The organism is Actinomadura rugatobispora (genome assembly GCF_042656285.1).
Taxonomy (GTDB): Bacteria; Actinomycetota; Actinomycetes; order Streptosporangiales; family Streptosporangiaceae; genus Spirillospora; species Spirillospora rugatobispora.
In genome coordinates, this window is sequence record NZ_JBHSON010000041.1 from 46,822 (window position 1) to 62,005 (window position 15,184).

13 protein-coding genes are annotated in these 15,184 nt (G+C 71.1%); 7 read left to right on the top strand and 6 right to left on the bottom strand.

Features of this window, described 5'->3' with window-relative positions; all coding sequences use genetic code 11:
* Position 1: 1 nt before the first annotated feature.
* The 6 genes from ACFPZN_RS27020 to ACFPZN_RS27045 all read left to right on the top strand — a co-directional run bounded on the left by ACFPZN_RS27020 (position 2) and on the right by ACFPZN_RS27045 (position 7,790).
* The gene (locus tag ACFPZN_RS27020; protein WP_378285005.1) at positions 2-922 is read left to right on the top strand and encodes an ABC transporter permease; all 921 of its coding nucleotides are present in this window, start codon (positions 2-4) and stop codon (positions 920-922) included.
* A gap of 1 nt (position 923) precedes the next feature.
* Positions 924-2,582: a dipeptide ABC transporter ATP-binding protein gene (locus ACFPZN_RS27025; RefSeq protein WP_378285006.1), complete on the top strand. Its 1,659-nt coding sequence runs from the start codon at positions 924-926 to the stop codon at positions 2,580-2,582.
* 32 nt (positions 2,583-2,614) lie between these two features.
* Entirely contained in the window at positions 2,615-4,243 is a 1,629-nt protein-coding gene (locus tag ACFPZN_RS27030; protein ID WP_378285007.1) for an ABC transporter substrate-binding protein, read from the top strand.
* 64 nt (positions 4,244-4,307) lie between these two features.
* Positions 4,308-5,621: an NtaA/DmoA family FMN-dependent monooxygenase gene (locus tag ACFPZN_RS27035; RefSeq protein ID WP_378285008.1), complete on the top strand. Its 1,314-nt coding sequence runs from the start codon at positions 4,308-4,310 to the stop codon at positions 5,619-5,621.
* Between the two features lie 19 nt (positions 5,622-5,640).
* Positions 5,641-6,939, top strand: coding sequence for an NtaA/DmoA family FMN-dependent monooxygenase (locus ACFPZN_RS27040; protein WP_378285009.1), 1,299 nt, complete (start codon positions 5,641-5,643; stop codon positions 6,937-6,939).
* Positions 6,936-7,790, top strand: coding sequence for a hypothetical protein (locus ACFPZN_RS27045; RefSeq protein ID WP_378285010.1), 855 nt, complete (start codon positions 6,936-6,938; stop codon positions 7,788-7,790). Before ACFPZN_RS27040 ends, ACFPZN_RS27045 begins: the two co-directional genes overlap by 4 nt.
* A 48-nt stretch (positions 7,791-7,838) precedes the next feature.
* On the opposite strand, the gene ACFPZN_RS27050 is transcribed toward ACFPZN_RS27045, so the two are convergent.
* On the bottom strand, positions 7,839-9,014 hold the full coding sequence (locus ACFPZN_RS27050) for an amidohydrolase family protein (protein WP_378285011.1): 1,176 nt from the start codon (positions 9,012-9,014) through the stop codon (positions 7,839-7,841).
* Between the two features lie 294 nt (positions 9,015-9,308).
* Entirely contained in the window at positions 9,309-9,470 is a 162-nt protein-coding gene (locus ACFPZN_RS27055) for a hypothetical protein (protein ID WP_378285012.1), read from the bottom strand.
* Between the two features lie 316 nt (positions 9,471-9,786).
* Here ACFPZN_RS27055 and ACFPZN_RS27060 point away from each other — a divergent pair, with 316 nt between their 5' ends.
* Positions 9,787-11,004, top strand: a complete 1,218-nt coding sequence (locus tag ACFPZN_RS27060; protein ID WP_378285013.1) for an extracellular catalytic domain type 2 short-chain-length polyhydroxyalkanoate depolymerase — start codon at positions 9,787-9,789, stop codon at positions 11,002-11,004.
* A gap of 72 nt (positions 11,005-11,076) precedes the next feature.
* Here the strand turns inward: ACFPZN_RS27060 and ACFPZN_RS27065 are convergent, their stop codons facing one another.
* The 4 genes from ACFPZN_RS27065 to ACFPZN_RS27080 are packed head-to-tail and all read right to left on the bottom strand — an operon-like array spanning position 11,077 to position 15,166.
* On the bottom strand, positions 11,077-12,303 hold the full coding sequence (locus ACFPZN_RS27065; RefSeq protein WP_378285014.1) for an MFS transporter: 1,227 nt from the start codon (positions 12,301-12,303) through the stop codon (positions 11,077-11,079).
* Entirely contained in the window at positions 12,296-13,279 is a 984-nt protein-coding gene (locus ACFPZN_RS27070) for an LLM class flavin-dependent oxidoreductase (RefSeq protein WP_378285015.1), read from the bottom strand. The genes ACFPZN_RS27065 and ACFPZN_RS27070 overlap by 8 nt, the downstream gene beginning before the upstream one ends.
* Before the next feature lie 38 nt (positions 13,280-13,317).
* Positions 13,318-13,539 carry an acyl-CoA carboxylase subunit epsilon gene (locus tag ACFPZN_RS27075; RefSeq protein ID WP_378285016.1) on the bottom strand — a complete coding sequence of 74 codons (222 nt, stop codon included), beginning with the start codon at positions 13,537-13,539 and terminating at the stop codon, positions 13,318-13,320.
* A 40-nt stretch (positions 13,540-13,579) separates the two neighbouring features.
* Positions 13,580-15,166, bottom strand: coding sequence for an acyl-CoA carboxylase subunit beta (locus tag ACFPZN_RS27080; RefSeq protein WP_464044054.1), 1,587 nt, complete (start codon positions 15,164-15,166; stop codon positions 13,580-13,582).
* Positions 15,167-15,184: the final 18 nt, after the last annotated feature.

Consider the following 15,184-nt stretch of genomic DNA (forward strand, 5'->3'; position numbering starts at 1 on the left):
CATGTCCGAAAGAACACTCGCCGAGGCGCCGACCGGGCAGCAGACCGCGGACGTGAAACCCGGCCGCACGGTCGCCCGCGAAGGCTCCGCCTCGTGGCTGCGACGCGCGCGGGCGCGAGGTCTGCTGTCGCAGCTGCTCCAGCCCAGCCTGGTGCTGGCGGTACTCGTCCTCGTCACGGTCTGCCTGTGGGCCCTCTTCCCCGCGCTCTTCTCGCCCCACGACCCGTACGCCAGGGACATGACCGCCAAGCTCGCGCAGCCCTCGCTCGACCATCCCTTCGGCACCGACAGCCTCGGACGCGACCTCCTGTCACGGTTCGTCCACGGGAGCAGGACGACGCTCGTCGCGGCGCTGCTCGCGCTCGCCATCGGCTTCGCCGTCAGCGCGGTGATCGGCCTGCTCGCCGGCTACCTGGGCGGCGTCATCGACGAGATCGTCGGCCGGCTGATCGACATCTTCCTCGCCGTGCCCGGACTGCTGATCTCGCTGATGCTGGTCACCGGCATCGGCTTCGGCACCGTCAACATCGCGGTCGCCGTCGGCGTCGGGTCGATCGCGACCTTCACCCGGGTCCTGCGCGCCGAGGTGCTGCGCGTGCGGGAGTCCGACTTCGTCACGTCCGCGGTGCACTCCGGCGTGCGCTGGCCCACCGTCCTGCGCCGGCACGTCCTGCCGCACGCCGCCGGGCCCATGATCGCGCTCGCCGCGCTCGAGTTCGGCACGGCGCTGCTGTCGATCTCGGCCCTGAGCTTCCTGGGCTTCGGCGCGCCGCCGCCGACGCCGGAATGGGGCTCCCTCGTCTCGGACGGCCGGACCTACCTCGCCTACGCCTGGTGGCTCACCACCCTGCCGGGCCTGGCGATCGTGCTGGTGGTGGTCTCGGCGAACCGGGTGAGCAAGTTCGTGGAGAGGGTCCGCTGACATGGCCGCGGAGAGCACCGCCGACATCGTCCTCGACGTCGAGGACCTGGACGTCTCCTACGTGCGGCCGCGGGATCTGGTCGCGGCCGTGAAGGGGGTGTCGTTCCGGGTGCGCCGCGGTGAGCGGCTCGCCGTGATCGGCGAGTCCGGCGCCGGGAAGTCGACGATCGCGGGCACCCTCCTGGGCCTGCTTCCCGGGAACGCGGTGACCGGCTCGGGCACCGCCCGCTTCGGCGACCGGGACCTGCTGGCGATCCGCAGCGAGCGGGTGTGGAACCGGATCCGGGGCGGGTCGATCGCGTTCATCCCCCAGGACCCGAACATCGCGCTCGACCCCGTCAAGCGGGTCGGGCACCAGGTCGACGAGACCGTCCGGCTCCACCGGCACCGGCGGGACCGGCGCGAGCTGCGGACGCTGTCGATCGAACTGCTCGGCCAGGCGGGCCTGCCGGACGCGGAACGCGTCTACGACGCCTACCCCCACCAGCTCAGCGGCGGTCAGCGGCAGCGGGTCCTCATCGCGATCGCCCTCGGCGGCGAACCGGAGCTGATCATCGCCGACGAACCGACCTCGGGCCTGGACGTCACGGTGCAGAAGCTCATCCTCGACGTGCTCGACGACCTCGTCCGCGCCCGGGGCCTGTCGGTCATCCTCATCACCCACGACCTCGCGGTGGCCGCCCAGCGCACCGACTCGGTCGTGGTCCTCCAGGACGGCCGCGTCGTCGACCGGGGCCGGACCGCCGAGGTCATCGCGTCCTCCGACCACCCGTACACGAGACAGCTGTTCGAGGCCGCCCCGTCGCGCTCCGCCCGCCGGCTGACCGCGACCTCCGACCGTGCGGTACGCGACCGGCCGGGTGCGGAACCCCTCGTCACGGTGGAGGGGCTGGACAAGAGCTACGTGACCCGCGGCGCGAGGTCGGGGAAGACCGTCACGCGAGCTGTCCGCGACGTCGGCTTCGCGATCGCCGAGGGGACCACCTACGGCCTGGTCGGCGAATCCGGCTCGGGCAAGTCGACGGTCGCGCGGATCGTCGCCGGGATCGACCGGCCTGACCGCGGCACGATCGCCTACCGCGGCCGCGACGTCTCGCACGCCGGGCGCGCCGAGCGCCGCCGGTTGAACCGGGCCGTCCAGTACGTCTTCCAGAACCCGTACTCCTCGCTCGATCCGAGGCTCGACGTCGCCGAGATCGTCACCGAGCCGCTGCACGGCTTCAAGGTGGGCGCCAAGGGCGAGCGCCTCGACCGCGCGGCCGAGGCGCTGACCGCGGTCGGGCTGGACACGACCTACCTGCGGCGCAGGCCGGGCGAGCTGTCGGGCGGCCAGCGCCAGCGCGTGGCGATCGCGCGCGCGGTCGCGCTGCGACCCGAGCTGATCGTGCTGGACGAACCGACCTCGGCACTCGACGTGTCCGTGCAGGCGCAGGTCCTGCAGCTGCTCGTGGACCTCCAGTCCGAGTTCGGCCTGACCTATCTGTTCATCTCGCACGATCTCGGTGTCATCCGGCTGGTCTCGGACCGGGTGGGCGTGCTGCACAACGGCGTCCTCGTCGAGGAGGCACCGGTCGAACAGATCTTCACGACCCCCCGCCAGGACTACACCCGGCGTTTGGTCGACGCGATTCCCGGATCCACGCCCCACCGGGTCACGTGAACCTTCGCCATTCGAGAAAGAGGACGCGGAACATGCCTGTGCTGACACGGCGCACATCACTCTTGCTGGGCGGCGGCCTCGTGGCCGCCCTCGCCCTTCAGGGCTGCGGGGGAGCGGACACCGACGCGGGCGCGTCCTCGGGGCAGCGGCAGGACGGCGGCACCCTGGTCGTCTACGCGGCCCCGAATCCGGCCTTCGACCCGCGCCAGTCCTACGGCTGGCTCAACCGGGCACTGAGCGACTCGCTCATCGACAGGGACCCCGGCACCGGGAAGTTCGTCCCCTGGCTGGCCCAGACATGGGAGCACAACGAGAAGCAGACGGAGTTCACCTTCCGGCTGCGCAACGGCGCCTCCTTCTCGGACGGCACGCGGGTGAACGCCGCGTCGGTCAAGGCCAACTTCGACGGGGTGATGCAGGACCTGGCCGCGGGCGGAGGCTGGTACGTCCGCGGCCAGTTCGAGCACTACGTCGAGACCAAGGCCGTCGACGAGAACACCGTCGTCGTGAAGTTCTCCAAGCCGAACCCGTCGTTCCTGACCACGGCGGCCACCAGCCAGCTGGCCATGCTGTCGCCCGGCTCGTTCAAGATCCCGCTGGAGAAGCGCAGGACCGAGTTCGTGGCCAGCGGCCCGTTCGTGGTGGAGAAGTACGTCCCCGACGAGCGGCTGCTCCTCAAGCGCCGGGACGACTACACGTGGGGCTCGGCGCTCTCGAAGCACCAGGGCAAGGCCAGCATCGAGAAGATCGACGTCCGGCTCGTCGCCGAGGCGGGCGTGCGCGAGGGCGCGCTGACGAGCGGTGAGGCGCAGGTCGCCGAAGCGCCGACGGTGGACGGCTCGACGCTCCTGGAGAAGCAGGGCAACAGGCTCTACTGGCGTGCCACCGTCGGGATCCCCTACTCCCTCCAGCCGAACTTCAAGAAGCCGCTGGCCCGGGACCTCAACGTGCGGCGCGCGGTGCTCAAGGCCATCAACCGCGACGAGATCTCGAAGAACGTCACGGGGAAGACCGCGCCGCCGGCGACCAGCGTGATCACCCGGACGCTGAACGGGTACAAGGACTTCAGCGCGCTGCTGAAGTACGACCCGGCCGGGGCGCGGAAGATCCTCGACGACGCGGGCTGGAAGCCCGGTGCCGACGGCATCCGCGTGAAGAACGGGCAGCGGCTGTCCCTGGTGATCACCGGATCCGCGGAGCAGAAGCCGATCCAGGATTCGATGGTGCTGATCAAGGAGCAGCTCAAGGCGGTCGGCATCGAGATCACGATCAAGCCCGAGACCGGGATCGGCCCCACCTGGTGGCAGACCGGCGCCGACCTCTGGTTCTCCGGCAACAAGAGCTCCGAGGCGGACGTCCTCCGCAAGATGTACCAGAACGACGGGACCAAGGCGCAGCCGTGGCTGTTCTCCGACAGCGCCGAGGTGAGCTCGCACGGCAAGCGGCTCCAGGAGGTCCTGCAGGGCCAGGCGGTCGAGGTGGACGCGACCAAGCGCGATCAACTCCTCGCGGAGGCCCAGGAGATCCTGATCGAGGACGCGATCGTCATCCCCCTGGTCGAGCACGAGTCCGGTTTCGTGGCGGCGGCACCACGCGTGCACGGCCTGCGCCTGGACAGCCTCTCCAACCTCGTCGTCTACGACGCCTGGCTCGGCAAGTAGGACTCGCCGGCCGGCGAACCGGCGTCACTGGAACCGGCGTCACCAGACCCACTGCGGGAGAACCATGAGCAAGGGACACGACCGACACCTTCACCTGGGGCTGTGGCTCACCTTCCTGGACGCGGCCGAATGGCGCGACCCCGCCAGCAGGGCCGAGGAGCTGAACTCGCTCCAGCCCTACGTCGAGGTGGCCGAGATCGGCGAGCGGGCCAAGCTGGACGCGCTCATCCGCGGCGACGGGCTCGGACTCCCGCTGCCCGACCCGGAGCAGGCGTTCGCGGGCTCGCTCGAGATCCTGACGCTGCTGGCCGCGCTGGCGGCGCGGACCGAGAGGATCGGGCTGATCGGGACGGCCTCGACCACGTTCACCGAGCCCTACAACCTCGCCCGGACCCTGGCGACGCTCGACCATCTCAGCAACGGGCGGGTCGGCTGGAACATCGTCACCTCCATCGCGGGCGAGGAGCAGTTCGGCTACGACGAGATCCCCGGCCACGAGGAGCGGTACGAGCGCGCCGACGAGTTCATCGAGGTCGTGTCGAAGCTGTGGGCGAGCTGGGAGCCGGACGCGGTGCTCGTCGACCGCGAGAACGGGGTCTTCTTCGACCCGGACAAGATCAACACCATCGATCACCACGGCAAGCACTTCCGCGTCGCCGGTCCGCTCAACATCGCCCGGCCCCCGCAGGGCCGGCCGGTGTTCGTCCAGGCCGGCGACTCGGAGAAGGGGAGGGACTTCGCCGCCAGGCACGCCGAGATCGTCTTCACCGCGCAGAACGACATCGGCAAGGCGCAGGCCTTCTACCGCGACGTGAAGAGGCGTGTCGAGCGGCAGGGGCGGGACGCGGCGCGCGTCAGCATCCTTCCGGGGCTCGTCGTCACCATCGGCGGCAGCGAAGCGGAGGCGCAGGAGCTGCACGACCGGTTCCTCGCCCGGATCGACTACGAGCGAACCCGCCGGAATCTGGAGTCACTGCTCGGCGGGGTCGATCTGTCCGACATCGACCTGGACGAGCGGGTCCCCGAGGAGCGGCTGCCGGAGGCGGGCGCGCTGACCCGCCAGCCGGGACGCGCGCAGATCTTCATCGACCTCGCCAAGGAGAAGGGCGCCACCCTGCGGCGGCTGCTCCAGGCCCTGGGCACGGCCCACGGCCACGGCCGGGTCTTCGGCACCCCGGAGCAGGTCGCCGATCACATCCAGCGCTGGGCCGGAGCCCGGGCGGCCGACGGATTCGCCGTCTCGCCCGCGCAGGGGCTGGCGGGCGCGCGGCTGTTCGCGGACGAGGTCGTGCCGATCCTCCAGGACCGCGGCCTGTTCCGGCGGGAGTACACCGGCGGCACGCTCCGGGACCACCTCGGCCTGCCGCCGGTGCCATGAGCGGAATGAGAGGACGGAAATGACCGAGGATGGCAGGCGACTGTTCCTCGCCTACAACGTGCGCAGCTACGGCGTGTCGCCGCGCGCCTGGCTGTCGCAGGGATCGACCGGCCTGGAGATCTTCACCGCCGACTACTGGGCGCGCATCACCAAGCTCGCCGAGAGGGGGCTGTTCGACGCGGTGTTCGCGGGGGACTCCGCGCAGTTCCTCGGATTCAACCGGGTCGACATCGACGGCGTGGACCGGTTCGTCGCCTGGGCCTCGGTCGTTCCGCACACCGAGCGGATCGGCGTCATCGTCACGGCCTCGACCACGTACAACGACCCCTACCGGCTCGCCGAGCGGCTGCTGTCCCTCGACGTCCTGTCGGGAGGGCGGGTGTCGTGGAACCTCGTCACGACCTTCGCCGAGGACGCGGCGGCCAACTTCGGGCTGGCCGGGCACCCCGAGCGGGGGCTGCGCTACCGGCGCGCCGAGGACTTCGCCGAGGTCGTCGTCGGTCTGTGGGACTCGGCCGGCGACGGCCCCGAGGTGGCGCACGCGAGCGAGAACTTCACGGTCTCCGGACGCCTGCCGCTGCCCCGCTCCCCGCAGGGACGGCCGCCCATCATCCGCGCGAGCTCGTCGGACGAGGGCCGGCGGCTGGCCGGCCGCCTCGCGAGCGCCGTCTTCGACTCGGCGCTCACGATCGCCGAGGCCCGAACGCGGTACCAGAAGGTGAAGTCCGACGCGCTGGCCGCCGGCCGCCGCCCCTCCGACCTCGCCTACCTGCCCGGCCTGCGGATCGTGCTCGGGAGCACGAACGCGGAGGCGAAGGCCCGTGTCGACGAGTTGTTCACCGAGGACGCGATCACCCGGTCGGAGCACGAGAACTGGCTCGGCGGGCTGATCGGCGCGACGGTGCCCGACCTCGACCCGGACAAGCCCATTCCCCCGTCGGTGCTGGAATCCGCCTTCGCCGCCGCGGCGGCGGACCGGGACCATCTGCGGACGTCGACGCTGCAGGTCCTGGCCGCCGAACCGGGGATTCCGCTGTCCGAGCACCTGCTGCGCACCCGCTATCTGAGCGGCGGTCACGGCATGTACGTCGGGGCGCCGGAGCCACTGGCGGAGCGGATGGAGGACTGGTTCCGCTCCCACGCCGCCGACGGATTCGTGATCGCACCCGATCTCGTCACCGAGACCCTGCCGATCCTGGTCGAGGAGTTGGTCCCGCTGCTCCAGCAACGCGGCATCTACAAGCGCGAGTACGCGTCGTCGACGCTGGCGGGCCACTTCCAGGCCGCCGGCGGCCAGGTGAGCGAGGTGCCGGCATGAGCACCCGGTGGCGGTCCATCGCGCTGTCGGACGGGCTCGCCCGGCACCTGCTCCTCGACGCCGACCTCGCGGAACGCCTCGACCAGGCCGGTCTCGACGCCGTGGTCGTGGGCCTGGAACGGCTCGACCCGCTCTCCCCGGAGGACCGGCACCTGGACCCGAGCTCGCTGGCCGCGATCCTGGCGCCGCGGATCCCGGGCACCCGGGTGCTGATCGCCGCGGCCAACCATCGTGAGCACCCCTGGAACCTCGCCCGGGCCGTCGCCAGCCTCCAGGACTTCGTGCCGTCCGGCAGCGGCCTCGTGCTGGGAGTCCGGGACCGCACCGTGCCCGACGGGCGGCCCGGGGCGGAGGCCTGGGACGTCAGGGACCTGTCCAGGCCGGTCGAGATCGGCCTGGAGGCGACCCTGGACACCGGCGTGGTGGCGCGCAAGCTCTGGGACGACTACCCGCTCGACGCGGTCATCGCCGACCGGGCCTCGAACACCTACCTCGACCTGGAACGCCTCCGCGCCAGCGACCACCGCGGCGTCTACGACGTGGCGGGCCCGCTGCCGGTGCCGACCCGCGGCCGCCCGCTGCTGTCCCTGTTCGCCCCGGACGGCGTCCCGGCCGCCGTTCCACCCGCCTTCGACTCCGTCACCGTGCCCCTCGACACGGCGATCGAGACCCCCGGCGGTGCGGACGCGTTCGGCGGACGCCCCCTGATCGCGCACGTCCGCGACCCGGACGAGCTCGGCCGCGCCGACGAGCTCGCCCGGCACGGCGAGCAGGTGCAGGGGATCCAGGTCCTCGTCACCGACGACCACGCGCTCCGGACGGTGCTCAAGTCCCTCGGCCCGGCCGGGTGAGCCCGTGAGCATGCCGGCCGGCCGTCGGCGGGACCCGCCACGAAGGAGTCAGATCCGGTAGAGCTCGGCGGCGTTGCCGCCCATGACCTTGCGCTGGGTCTCGGGGCGGAGGGTGGCGATCTTCTCGCTCACCTTCTCGATCGGGTCGGGGTGCAGGCAGGTCGGGTGCGGGAAGTCGGTCTCGAACATCACGTTGTCCTCGCCGACCGCGTCGATCAGGTGCTGCAGGTTGCCCCGGCCGGTCTCGAACCAGAACGTGGCGTACCAGTTGTCGCGGAAGTACTCCGAAGGGAGTTTCTGCAGCTTGTCGAACCAGGCCGGCGCGTTCTCCTCGAGCTCGTAGTCCATCGCCTCGAGCATGAAGGGCACCCAGCCGATGCCGCTCTCGACGGAGACCATCTTGAGGTCCGGGTGGCGGTCGAAGATCCCCGCGTAGGCGCTGTTGAGCAGCAGCCGCGAGTTGTTCTGGAACAGGGAGGCGCCGCCGATGGCCGGTTTCACGTAGTCGTCCTGGCTGGGCCAGTACGTGGTGCCGAAGTAGGTGAGGGACGTCTGGCTGGCGCCGATGTGGAAGTGCACCGGCAGGTTCAGGCCGGCGCACACCTCCCAGAACGGATCCCACGCCTTGTCGCCCAGGTCGGGGGAGCCGGAGTCCTGCGGGTCGGCCGTCAGGTTGACCCCCCGGAAGCCCAGCCCGGCGCAGCGCTGGGCTTCGCGCACGCACGCCTGGATGTCCCACGCGGGCATGATCGGCATGGGCAGCAGCCGGTTGCCCGACTCCTCCTGCACCTCCGCCATGGCGTCGTTGTAGAGCTCCAGGCACATCCGGACCGCCGACTTGTCGTCGAGGGTGTTGTACAGGTTCTGGCCGCCGATGCCGATGTTGTTCGGGTAGAGGACCTGGGCGTCGATGCCGAGGTCGTCCATCAGCCGGACCCGCTCCCCGGTGTCCCACGCCGCCGGATGGACGTCGTCGATGCCCCAGGACCCGCCTTGGGAACTCCGGAAGGGGTGCTTGTTGCCCTGGGGGTCGATGGTGCCGCCGGAGCCCGCCTTGCCGAAGGTCTTGCCCTCGATCACCCACATGTCGACGCCGTCGATCCGCTCGACACGGGGGACCTTGTCCTCGTAGCCCTTCGGCGCCCGCTCGGTGAACAGGTCGTGCCGCTCGGTCAGATGCGAGTCCGCGTCGATCACACGGATGTCTTCGGCCAGCTTCGCCATCGTTGCCTCCCAGGGTGGCGCCCATCCACGCGCTCTCACCTCACCCTAACGATCCGTGATTAACAAGTAAATGTTCACTCTGATCGACGATGCGAGCGTTCGCGAGTGCGCGAACCGCGTCAGAGCGCGATGAGGCCTGCGTTCGTCGACGTGAAGCCCCAGGCGTCGAAGCCGGCGAGCTCGCCGTCGCCCCAGGCGCAGACAAGCCGGGGGCTCCAGCCAGTCGATGTCCAGGACCCGATGGTCGCAGCCCTATGCCGTGAGCGTAGGCCGCCCGGAGCGACCGCCGTGCCGTCACAGGTCAGGCCGGTTTGCTGGCCTTGATGAGGAACCGGGCCGAATGGCGACGAACGATCCGTTCTTCTGGATCTGCTCGTGCAGTTCGCGGTAATGGTCGACGGTGAAGTCCGGGACGGTCCAGATCACTTTGCGCAGGAAGTAGACGACGAACTCCATCCGCAGCCGCTCCCCGCGCAGGTCGACGATCCGCAGTCCGGCGGCCAGGACTCGGTGGCGACCGTGGTCGGCGGCAGCTTCGGCGCCTCCGCCAGCACCTCCCCACCGCCGGTCTGCACGTCCCTCTGCGCGGCGAGCCGTCCCCGCAGGCACCGTGGACGGCCGGCACCGGCCCGTGCATGGCGATCGCCACCTTGTTGATCAGGAAAATGTGTGGGCGGCGAATGTGGTGCGGAACACGTTCTCTCCCAAGAATGACGGCACCCCTGTCCGAGGAGGACAAATGCGAATACGGATGAGAAAGGTGCTCCCAGCGATGGCGGCGGCGGTCGGGCTGGCGGCGGCCTCGCTGTCCGTCGCGCAGGCCGCGGTGCCCTCGCCCACCCCCGGCACGCTCACCAAGTACGACATCAGCGGGACCTACGTCAGCGGGCTGTCGTCCGGCGGGTTCATGGCGAACCAGCTGCACGTCGCCTACTCGGGCGTCTTCAAAGGCGCAGGGATCTTCTCCGCGGGTCCGTACGACTGCGCGCAGAACAACCTCAACACCGCCCTGTACGCGTGCATGGACACTTTCATGGCACGCAAGACCCCCGCCCAACTGGTCCAGCTCACCCGGCAGCGGGCGGCCGCGGGCCAGGTCGACCCGGTGCAGAACCTCTCCGGTGACCCCGTGTGGATGTTCCACGGCAGTGCCGACACGACCGTCGACCGGGCGGTCAACGACGACCTGGCGGCCTACTACCGGCAGGTCGGCTCGAACGTCGTGTTCAACAGCGGTTCCGGGGCCGGGCACGCCTGGGTCAGCCCGATCGGCCCCAACGCCTGCGCCTCCACCTCATCCCCGTACATCAACAAGTGCGGCACGACGGACCCGGTGAAGGAGATGCTCGGCCACCTGCTCGGCACGGTGAGTCCCGCCGCCTCGCAGCTGACGGGCAGGCTCGTCCAGTTCGATCAGAGCGGCTACGCCCCTGGCGGCAGCGCCACCGCGATCAGCATGGGCAACGAGGGCTTCGCCTACGTGCCGAAGTCGTGTGAGACGACCTCGTGCAGGCTGATGGTGACGCTGCACGGGTGCTACCAGTACTACGGGCTGGTCGGGAACGCGCTCATGGACAAGGCGTACCTGAACGAGTACGCCGACACCAACAACATGATCGTGCTGTATCCCCAGGCCACCACGAGCGCCGCCGGCACCAATCCGCGCGGGTGCTGGGACTGGTGGGGCTACGGGTCCTCCGCATACGCGATGAAGAGCGGCCCGCAGATGACCGCCGTGGTCAACATGGTCAAGGCACTCGGCGGAGGCGACGGCACCACCCCCTCGCCAACCCCGACCCCGACCCCGACGCCGACCCCCGAACCCGTCTGTGTGACCGCCTCCAACTACACGCACACCACCACCGGACGCGCCCGCCACTCGGGTGGCTACACCTACGCCAACGGTTCCAACGAGAATCTCGGCCTGTGGAACACCTACACCCAGAGCACGATCAAGGAGATCAGTCCAGGTCACTGGGCCAGGTGCTGACCCCGGGCCCCTGGTGCCTTGCCCGCACCGCCGGCGGGCAAGGCATCTCAACCCATCTGGCCGGTCGTCGGATCAGGAGTCCGGTTCGGTGGAGCGGGGGCGCAGGCCGGTGGCGGCGACGGCGAGGCCGGCGGTGGCGAGCACCGAGGTGGCCAGCAGCGCCGACCGCGGTCCGCCCGGCGGGTTCAGGAGGGCGGCGACCAGGGGCAGCATGGCGATGCTGCCGACCTGGACACCCGTCTGGTAGACGGGGATCGCCGCGCGGCGCAGCTCGGGGGTGGCGCTCTGGGTCGCCTGCATGTTGAGCGCGGCGAACGAGACGACGAAAGCCGCCCCGACCAGGACCAGCGAGGGCAGCAGGTCCCAGGCGTAGGAGTCCGCGGCGCGGGCGTCCCCGCCCGATCGCACCAGGGCGAGCAGTTGCGCCGCGAAGGCGAGCAGCGCCCCGGCGGCGATCAGGCGGGACGTGCCGAACCGCTGGATCAGGCGCCCGGCGAACGGGACGGAGACCGCCAGCGGCAGGCACGCGGGCAGCAGGGCGAACGCGATCTGCCATGCCGGCCACCCGAGGCCGTCGCTCATGGTGAACGTCGCCAGCAGCAGCATGCCGATGTAGACACCGTTCAGGCTGCCCGCGCCCGCCATCGCGCGCACCAGCGGCCCGTTGCCGGTCAGCGCCCGGCCGAACCTCGGGGCCGACCGGCCCGGGACGTCCGGTATGACGCGATGCCCCACCACCAGCAGCGCCAGAGCGATCGGGACGGGGAAGAGGAACGTCCACCGCCAGCTGTCGGCGACGAGCGCCCCGGACAGGAGCAGCCCCAGGCTGAAGCCGTACGCCCCGAACATCGAGTACACCGACACCGCCCTGCGCTGCCGCGGTCCGGCGGGGAACGTCTCGCCGATCAGCGCCAGTCCCGCCGGCGCGGTCAGCGCCGCGCAGGCGCCCTTGACCACGCGGGAGCCCACGAGGATCCACATGTTCGCGCTCAGCCCCCCGACGAGGGAGGCGGCGGCGAACACGAGCATCGCGACGAGGTAGACCCTGCGCAGCCCCCAGCCGGCGGTCAGCCGCGGCCCGAGCAGCAGGAACGCGGCGAATCCGAGCGCGAAGCCGCTCATCAGCCACTGCACCGACCACAGGCCCAGCCCGAGATCGGCGCCGATGGCCGGCAGCGCCACCAGGACCACCGAGACCTCGACGGCGTCCAGCAGCATGTTCCCCGAGAGGACGAACAGCAGTGGCCATCCGCCGCCCCCGGTGCGGTGCCGGCCCGCCGTCGTGGACGGGCTACTCACCGGCCGACACCTTCTCCAGCAGTTCCGGCAGCCTCCCCGTGATCAGTTCGATGTTGCGCGTGACCAGGTCGTCCGGCATGCCCGCGACGCTCGCCCAGAAGATGAGGTGCTTGACCGGCAGCCCGCGGGTCTTCTCGTGGATGCGCACCGCCGCGTCCTCCGGGGTGAGGATCTCCAGCATGGCCCACGAGCCGTCGTCGGGCTGGTCCGGGAAGTCCTCCGCGCGCAGCGGCGGGGGCTGCGGGTGGTCGGTCCCCGCCGCCCAGGTCTGCCGGTAGGTGTTCTTCTGGTGGGCGAGGTGGGGGGCGACCCGCGGCCAGACGGACTCGGGGTCGTCGGCCAGGATCACCGGCAGCAGGTCCGACACCCGCGCCGCGGCCGGGTCGTGCCCGCCTTCGATCAGCCCGGCGCGGTAGTGCTCGAACATGTCGGGGGAGATGTGCAGGAGGCCGAGGCCGAGGCGGCCCGCGATGCCGGCGCCCCGCGGCCCGTAGAACCCGCCCCACACGGGCACCGGATCCTGCAGTGGAAGAGGCGTGACGCCCTTCTCCCGCCACAGCCGCAGGACCTCGGCGATGTTCCGCTCGACGTTGCGGAAGCGGCGTCCGTGGTCCGCGCCGAACAGCCCGTACTCCAGCACCCCGTAGCCCGCGCCGAACCCGAGTTCGAGCCTGCCGCCGCTGATGAGGTCCACGACGGCGGCCTCCTCGGCGATCTGCGCCGGATGGCGCAGGTTCGGCAGCATCACCGCGGTGCCGATGCGGGCGTCGCGGGTGCGGGCGGCCGCGGCGGCGGCCATGGTCAGCGGCTGCGGCAGGTAGCCGTCCTCGAACAGGTGGTGCTCGGTGAACCAGAGACCGCCCGCTCCGAGCCGGTCGGCCTCCTCGCACAGTTCCAGGGAGCGCGCGTAGTGATCGGTCCAGGGGCGCTTCCAGGGCTCGGGGTTGCGCAGGTCGAACAGCAGCCCGACTTCCATGATCGCTCTCCGTTCGTCAGGGGGGTCGAGGCGCGCCGTCAGGCGGCCAGCGCCTGCCAGCTCCGCGGTCCCCGGTAGGCGGAGATCCGCTCCAGACGCCGCCAGGGAGCCGGGGCGGCCGGCGGCCACGGGTAGCGGTCCGCCTCCTGCCGCGCCGCGTTCAGCCGCCGCATCAGCACCACGGTGACCGCGGCGAGCTCCAGGGGGTCCAGGGTGCCCTTCTCGACGCGCAGCAACGGCGCGTCCGTGTGCTCGGTCATCGCTCGAATCGCTCCTGTCGCTCTCGTCGTCCCGCCGGTCTCATTGGGGCGGGTTGCCGTGCTTGCGGTGCGGGAGGCCGGCGTCCTTGTGCCTGAGCATCGCGAACGCGCGGACGAGCACGGCACGGGTGTCGGCCGGGTCGATGACGTCGTCGACGAGCCCGTGCTCGGCGGCGAAGTAGGGGTGCACCAGCCGGCCGCGGTACTCCTCGATCTTCTGCGCCCGGGTCGCGGCCGGGTCCTCCGCCGAACCGATCTCCCGGCGGAAGATCACGTCCGCGGCGGCCTCGGCGCCCATCACCGCGATCTCGTTGCCGGGCCACACCAGCGACAGGTCGGCGCCGATCGAGCGCGAGTCCATCACGATGTAGGCCCCGCCGTACGCCTTGCGCAGCACCACCGAGACGCGGGGCACGGTGGCGTTGCAGTAGGCGTAGAGCAGTTTGGCGCCGTGCCTGATGATGCCGTCGTGCTCCTGGCTCACGCCGGGCAGGAACCCGGGCACGTCGACCAGCGTCAGCAGCGGGATGTTGAAGGCGTCGCAGAACTGGACGAACCGCGCCCCCTTCTCGCTGGCGGTGATGTCCAGCACCCCCGCCAGCGACGAGGGCTGGCTCGCCACCACGCCGACCACGTGGCCGCCGAGCCGGGCCAGGGCGCAGACCAGGTTGCGCCCCCAGTCGGCGTGCACCTCCAGCAGGTCCCCGTCGTCGACGATCTCCGAGATGACGTCGCGCACGTCGTAGGACCGGTTGCCGTCGGACGGCACCAGGTCGCCGATCCGGTCCAGCGGGCGGTCCGGCGGGTCCCCGCCGGAGGTGACCGGCGGCATCTCGCGGTTGTTGGACGGCAGCATGGACAGCAGGTAGCGCACCTCCGCCAGGCAGGACTCCTCGTCGTCGTAGACGAAGTGCGCCACCCCCGAGACCCCGCCGTGCACGTCGGCCCCGCCGAGTCCCTCGTGCGTCACCTCCTCCCCGGTCACCGCCGCGACCACGTCCGGGCCGGTGATGAACATCTGCGAGGTGCCGCGGACCGCGAAGACGAAGTCGGTGAGCGCGGGCGAGTAGGCCGCGCCGCCCGCGCACGGGCCGAGCATCACGCTGATCTGCGGGATGACCCCGGACGCCCGCGTGTTGCGCTGGAAGATGCCGCCGTACCCGGCGAGCGCGGACACGCCCTCCTGGATGCGCGCGCCCGCGCCGTCGTTCAGCGAGACCAGCGGGGCGCCCGCCGCCAGGGCCAGGTCCATGACCTTCTGGATCTTCTGGGCGTGCGCCTCGCCGAGCGCGCCGCCGAAGACGCGGAAGTCGTGGGCGTAGACGAACACGGTCCGGCCGTCCACCTCACCCCAGCCGGTGACCACGCCGTCGCTGTGCGGGCGCTTCGCCTCCAGGCCGAACCCGGTCGCCCGGTGCCGGCGCAGCGGTTCGACCTCGGTGAAGGTCCCCGGGTCGAGCAGCAGGTCGATGCGTTCGTGGGCGGTCAGCTTGCCCTTGGCGTGCTGGCGTTCGGTCGCCTTGGGATCGGGCCCCTGCCGGACCCGCCGTTTCACCTCCCGCAGCTCCTCGACCCGGTCGGCGAAGGTCTCCGGTCCGCGTTCCGTGGCCGGTCCCGGCGCGGTCATCGTTTCCTGTGCTGTGGT

Coding starts and splice junctions, on each gene's coding strand:
- ACFPZN_RS27060 (WP_378285013.1), top strand. CDS start 9,787: ATGGCGGCGGCGGTCGGGCTGGCGGCGGCCTCGCTGTCCGTCGCGCAG.
- ACFPZN_RS27020 (WP_378285005.1), top strand. CDS start 2: ATGTCCGAAAGAACACTCGCCGAGGCGCCGACCGGGCAGCAGACCGCG.
- ACFPZN_RS27025 (WP_378285006.1), top strand. CDS start 924: ATGGCCGCGGAGAGCACCGCCGACATCGTCCTCGACGTCGAGGACCTG.
- ACFPZN_RS27045 (WP_378285010.1), top strand. CDS start 6,936: ATGAGCACCCGGTGGCGGTCCATCGCGCTGTCGGACGGGCTCGCCCGG.
- ACFPZN_RS27075 (WP_378285016.1), bottom strand. CDS start 13,539: ATGACCGAGCACACGGACGCGCCGTTGCTGCGCGTCGAGAAGGGCACC.
- ACFPZN_RS27055 (WP_378285012.1), bottom strand. CDS start 9,470: ATGGAGTTCGTCGTCTACTTCCTGCGCAAAGTGATCTGGACCGTCCCG.
- ACFPZN_RS27070 (WP_378285015.1), bottom strand. CDS start 13,279: ATGGAAGTCGGGCTGCTGTTCGACCTGCGCAACCCCGAGCCCTGGAAG.
- ACFPZN_RS27050 (WP_378285011.1), bottom strand. CDS start 9,014: ATGGCGAAGCTGGCCGAAGACATCCGTGTGATCGACGCGGACTCGCAT.
- ACFPZN_RS27035 (WP_378285008.1), top strand. CDS start 4,308: ATGAGCAAGGGACACGACCGACACCTTCACCTGGGGCTGTGGCTCACC.
- ACFPZN_RS27040 (WP_378285009.1), top strand. CDS start 5,641: ATGACCGAGGATGGCAGGCGACTGTTCCTCGCCTACAACGTGCGCAGC.
- ACFPZN_RS27080 (WP_464044054.1), bottom strand. CDS start 15,166: ATGACCGCGCCGGGACCGGCCACGGAACGCGGACCGGAGACCTTCGCC.
- ACFPZN_RS27030 (WP_378285007.1), top strand. CDS start 2,615: ATGCCTGTGCTGACACGGCGCACATCACTCTTGCTGGGCGGCGGCCTC.